General features: G+C 54.2%; 5 protein-coding genes and 2 pseudogenes. 1 reads left to right on the top strand and 6 read right to left on the bottom strand.

Annotated elements, in window-relative coordinates; translation table 11 throughout:
* Positions 1-254 precede the first annotated feature (254 nt).
* A pseudogene (locus ACYC56_RS11840) lies at positions 255-842 on the top strand (COG2426 family protein).
* A gap of 12 nt (positions 843-854) precedes the next feature.
* Here the strand turns inward: ACYC56_RS11840 and ACYC56_RS11845 are convergent.
* From ACYC56_RS11845 to ACYC56_RS11870, 6 genes and pseudogenes are all read right to left on the bottom strand, one after another.
* Positions 855-1,784, bottom strand: coding sequence for a D-alanine--D-alanine ligase (locus ACYC56_RS11845; protein WP_461374388.1), 930 nt, complete (start codon positions 1,782-1,784; stop codon positions 855-857).
* 100 nt (positions 1,785-1,884) lie between these two features.
* Complete coding sequence (locus ACYC56_RS11850) at positions 1,885-2,187, bottom strand: YtxH domain-containing protein (RefSeq protein ID WP_461374389.1); 303 nt, start codon at positions 2,185-2,187, stop codon at positions 1,885-1,887.
* A 67-nt stretch (positions 2,188-2,254) separates the two neighbouring features.
* A complete protein-coding gene (locus ACYC56_RS11855; RefSeq protein WP_461374390.1) occupies positions 2,255-3,184 on the bottom strand; it encodes a ParB/RepB/Spo0J family partition protein in 930 nt (309 codons plus the stop codon).
* Positions 3,162-4,046 (bottom strand): ParA family protein, encoded by an 885-nt coding sequence (locus ACYC56_RS11860; RefSeq protein WP_461374391.1) that lies wholly within the window; start codon positions 4,044-4,046, stop codon positions 3,162-3,164. The genes ACYC56_RS11855 and ACYC56_RS11860 overlap by 23 nt, the downstream gene beginning before the upstream one ends.
* A 44-nt stretch (positions 4,047-4,090) precedes the next feature.
* Positions 4,091-4,810: a 16S rRNA (guanine(527)-N(7))-methyltransferase RsmG gene (rsmG, locus tag ACYC56_RS11865; RefSeq protein ID WP_461374392.1), complete on the bottom strand. Its 720-nt coding sequence runs from the start codon at positions 4,808-4,810 to the stop codon at positions 4,091-4,093.
* Positions 4,785-5,244: pseudogene (locus tag ACYC56_RS11870) on the bottom strand (tRNA uridine-5-carboxymethylaminomethyl(34) synthesis enzyme MnmG); the annotation flags it as partial. The gene rsmG and the pseudogene ACYC56_RS11870, both read right to left, overlap by 26 nt.

Raw genomic sequence — 5,244 nt, forward strand, 5'->3', positions numbered from 1 at the left:
TAGAAAAAGTTGTGGCGAGTAGTATGTACCCAACCGCAATGGCATGCAATGCGGCAAAAAACGGTAGAAGGTAGTGGCGCACTGCCGGGAATGCCTATGATGAGCACCGGGAGCGGCCGTTTTCGCTTTTGGCTCTGCTTGCTATTACGCCGCAAGCACCATGGACATGATAGCGCGCCGCTTATTGCTGCTTTAAACGACACCGGGCTCTATGGTAAATTATAACGGATGCTTTCAAACAGGGGGGTTAACCGGTGATCGAGGCTGATATTATCTCGCGCATTCCAAAAGAATTAATTATACTAATCATCTCGGCGCTCCCTATCCTAGAGAGAACCGGTGCGCCGCTCGCCGTTGCAACATACCATATGTCCATATGGGAGGCCTTTGTTCTTTCAAGCATCGGGATGATGCTTCCCGTGATTCCACTGCTGCTATTGCTCGACCCTGTAAGCAAGTGGCTCTCGAAAAAATCCCGGCTTATGGATAGACTTATGAGCTGGCTTTTTGAGCATACCAGGCGTTAGCACTCCGAAAAAATCGATCGCTACGGAGCAGTCGGGCTATTCTTTTTTGTGGCTGTGCCACTGCCGGGAACCGGAATCTGGTCCGGAGCGCTTCTCGCGTATCTTTTCAATATAGACCTCAAATACTCGATACCTTCGATGCTTCTGGGGGCGATTGCGGCGGGATTTCTGGCCTCGATCGCAACTGCAAGCGCCGTCGCCATGGCCAAAGTCGTGGGCGGGTTGTTTATCGGAATATTCCTCGTAGTCAGCATCGGTGCATATATCGCGGGTAAGGCATATAAGAAGAGGGGCCAAGACAGCTCAACGGAATAGCTTCAGCAACGATTAGTCCTCAAGCGCAAGCTTAATCATGTAGGCGATTAAATCGGGGAATTCATAGCCGGCCGCTCTTGCGGCGTCCGGAAACAAGCTGAGCCTCGTCATACCGGGAATCGTGTTGATCTCCAGCACGTTGCAGCGGCCACTGTCCTCCACGATGATGTCGACGCGAGAAAACCCTTTGCACCCGAGCGCCGTATGCGCCTTAACCGCGATCTCTTGGGCTCGTCTCCGGTGTTCCTCGGGAAGTCTGGCGGGAATGATGTGCTCGCTCAGGCCCGCCGTATATTTCGTCTCGTAATCATAAAACCCCGTCGTCGTCACGACCTCAAGCGTCGGCAACGCTTTGGGCTCGTTGCCGAGCACACCGACGGTAATCTCGACGCCATCAACGAACTGCTCGATAACCACGTCGCTGTCGTGTGAAAACGCCATTTCAAGGGCGGTACCTAATCCATCGACGTCGTGCGCGATGCTCATGCCGATCGTCGACCCTTCGCGGGCGGGTTTTACGACTAGCGGAAATCCAAGAGTGCTTACAATGCCCTCGCAGGATTCCCGGTCGACGACAAAGTCTTGCTTTGAAACGACCGCATACCCGGGTGTTTCGATGCCGGCCGCCTCAAACACGCGTTTTGACATTGCCTTATCAATGCCGAGTGCGCTCGCCAGAACACCGGAGCCGGTATAGGGCAGATCAAGAATCTCAAGCAAGCCCTGAATGGTTCCGTCCTCACCGTAACGACCGTGCAGCGCGATAAACACGACATCGGGTTTCAGGCTTTTAAGGGTCTCAACGATATGCTCGTCGAGATGAACTGCGACCGCATCATAGCCTTTTTGTAGTAAGGCCTGGTAAATCTGCTCACCCGTGAGCAAGGATATCTCCCGTTCGGCGGAGCGTCCACCCATCAATACCGCGACTTTTGTACTCAAAGCAAACCTCGTTTTGTATCCAGAAAACCGCAAAGCGCCCAATCATATCAAGCGCCGGGCGCATCTTCGCTGTCATAGTGTTTTTAGAAGAACGGCCGTATTACGCCTCGTTCAGGTGGTATTCGTCCAGTTGGGCTTTTAAAGCATCGAGCTTCTTTCTCATATTGCGTTCCTGGAGGCCGACGATTTTCTCTACCTGCGTGGCCGCAACGTCAAAGCCAAGCTTGGCCTGATCCAATATGTCCGATGCCATGGATTTGATATCGGTCGCCCGGTCCGCAATGCCGCCTCGTAGCTTTGCTCCAGGTTGCGGAGCCATAAGAATACCGACGACCGCCCCGGTTGTCAGCCCGAGTAAAAGACCCAAACCGAATTCGGCTGTACCAAAGCGCCTCTCGCTCATAAAACCCTCCCATTACGTGTTCGTTATTCCCTATAATAGCTGACATCGACCAATTTTAAAATGGAAATTAGGTATTATGGGGCTTTTTCTCCCCGGCAAGCGTGTTCAGTATGCGCTCGAGCTCGGCTTCATCGCTGAAGTGGATCTCCACGCGCCCTTTTTCGCCCTGCATCTTGACCCGCACCTTGGTCGCGAGCTGTGTACCCAAGTCCTTGGCCATCTGCCTAAAATAAAGCGGCATCGGTGGGTTCGGTGTTTTCTGGGGCGGGTTTTGCCACAGCCGCACCAGGTTCTCTACCTGCCGCACCGTCATACCTTCCTGCACGATGCGCTCGGCTAAACGGACCCGCGCTTCCTCGTTCGGCAGCGAGAGCAGTGCTTTTGAGTGACCGACAGATATCTTGCCTTCCACGATAAACGATTTAACGGCCTCCGGAAGCTTGAGAAGACGAATGGTGTTCGCGATGGTGCTTCTTTGCTTGCCCACCCGCTCGGCCAGCTGCTCCTGCGTAAAACCGAAGTCCTCGATAAGGTGGTAATACGCGGCCGCTTCCTCGAGCGGGTTGAGGTCCTGCCGCTGTACGTTCTCGATAAGGGCGATCTCCAGCGCCTCAACATCGGAGGTATTTCGCACAATCGCCGGAATCGTTTTCAAGCCCGCTTCCTTTGCAGCCCGCCAGCGACGCTCGCCGACCACCAGCTCATAAAGCGACCCCATCGTGCGAACGACAACGGGCTGTACGAGCCCATGCTCTTTAACCGATGATACCAGCTCGGAAAACGCCTGCTCGTCGAAGTATTTCCGCGGTTGGTTCGGGTTGGGGACGATTTTAGAAAGCGGGAGGTTTCTAAGCGGATTTCCCGCCTCGCCGGCGCTTTCTGCGCGATCTATGCCATTATGGGTGCTATCATCCTGAATAATGAGGGGAACATCTGTTCCCTGGCCTATGCCGGGTATTAATGACTCAAGGCCTCTACCCAGTCCTCTTTTCTGCACGCTCAATCACTTCCCTTGCAAATTGTTGGTACGCTTGAGCGCCCTTTGATTCCGCATCATAGCGGTTTATGGGGACACCAAAGCTTGGCGCCTCACTCAGACGCACCGTTCTTGGTATGACCGTCTCGTAGACGAGTTCTCGGAAGAACTTCTTCACCTCATCGATGACCTGCTGCGACAGCCTCGTCCTGATATCGTGCATGGTCATGAGCACGCCCGCGATCTTTAAGTCCGGATTCAGATGGGCTTTGACAAGGCGCACGCTCTCAAGAAGCTTGCTTAAGCCCTCTAGAGCATAAAACTCGCATTGGACCGGGATTATCAACCCATCGGCCGCCGTCAGGGCATTCACGGTTAACAAACCCAACGACGGTGGACAGTCGATGATGATAAAGTCATAGCGCCGCTTGATCGTCTCTATCGCCCGCTTCAGTCGATGCTCTCTCGACAGAGACGCGACAAGCTCGATCTCGGCCCCCGCTAGCTGTACGGTGGCGGGAATGAGCGAGAGGTTCTTTATGTTCGTGTGAGTTATTACTTCTACCAGCGGTTTCTCATCAATGACCACGTCGTAGATGCAGTGGTTAATCGCCTTCTTGTCCACACCGAAACCGCTGCTGGTGTTTCCCTGGGGATCAAAATCGATGAGCAGGACCTTTTGTCCCATGTCGGCAAGGTACGCGCTTAAGTTTACCGCCGTTGTGCTTTTGCCCACGCCGCCCTTCTGATTGACCACGGCCAGAGTTAAACCCCTGCGATCTCCAGGAAGCCCGCGATGGGTAGGAGTGCTTGAGGGAGCTTTTTCTTCTCTGATTTCGTCTTCAAGCTGCTGCAAACGACGGGAAAATAGACCTACTGCCATTGTTGTCCTGCCTGATACTGCGTCTTATACTGTTAAATATGCTGTTATGCCAGCGGCTTTTTAGCCGGCGTCCCCGCTTTTCTCGGGTAGGCTTGGGGGCTTTGCGCCACTTTTGTAATCGATATCAAATACCGCTCTGCTTTAAGAAATGGTACCACAACTTCGGCTATCTCTTCAACGCGACCGCCTAGTAAATTTATAGCGCTCGATGCCCGTTCAACCTCTTGATGGGCCCCCTTTGCCTTATACGAAACGAAGCGGCCACCCTCTTTTACCAGGGGAAGCGCGTATTCTGCGAGGACCGCCAGATCCGCCACGGCCCTTGATACCGCGCAGCAAAAATACCCCCGGTTTTCTTTTATTCTGCCGAAATCCTCGGCCCGCTCGGCGACCACGACAACGTGCGCCAACTCAAGCCGCTCGACCAGATGCGTTAAAAAGCCGGCTTTCTTTTGGGAAGACTCGACCAGTGCCAAGGGGATATCCGGGCGGGCGATCTTTATCGGCACCCCGGGAAACCCCGCGCCAGCGCCGATATCGACCACATTACACCCCCGGGGGACATCGACCGCACCAAAAATGGCGAGCGAGTCCAGGAAGTGCTTGACAACGATATCGCGCTCATCGGTTATGGTGGTAAGGTTAAAGCGTTCGTTCCAGCTCACAAGCTCGTGCGCATACGCCATGAAGAGCCGCACTTGGCTCTCACTCAGCGGTATATGTAGTTCTGCGGCTCCTTTAGCCAGGATTTCTGGTGGTGTCATGTTCGACATTATCGGTCCCATTGTCTCTCGAGTCTCTTGAAAACTGTTCGATATGGATGAGGAGCGACGTGACGTCGGCCGGCGATACACCGGAAACGCGCGACGCCTGGCCTATCGACTGGGGGCGGACCTTAGCGAGCGCCTCGCGTGCCTGGATCGTTAAGCCGTTTAGTTTTAAATAATCGATCTCTACGGGGATCGCCTTTGCCTCGAGACGCTTAAACTGCCGTATCTGGGAGTGTTGACGCTTCACATAGCCCTCGTACTTGGTCTCGACAGCAAGCTGCTGCTTGAGATCGTTGGACGCCGCGGCGAGTTCGGGGTAAAACTGCTCGATATGCTCGACCTCGACCTCAGGCCTCCGCAGCAACTCAAGCAGGGAAACCTGGCCGGTCACGGGTGTCGTTCCGATTGCGACGAGCCGGTCGTGTATC

Source organism: Candidatus Aquicultor sp. (assembly GCF_054640775.1).

Coding starts and splice junctions, on each gene's coding strand:
- ACYC56_RS11850 (WP_461374389.1), bottom strand. CDS start 2,187: ATGAGCGAGAGGCGCTTTGGTACAGCCGAATTCGGTTTGGGTCTTTTA.
- ACYC56_RS11860 (WP_461374391.1), bottom strand. CDS start 4,046: ATGGCAGTAGGTCTATTTTCCCGTCGTTTGCAGCAGCTTGAAGACGAA.
- rsmG (WP_461374392.1), bottom strand. CDS start 4,810: ATGACACCACCAGAAATCCTGGCTAAAGGAGCCGCAGAACTACATATA.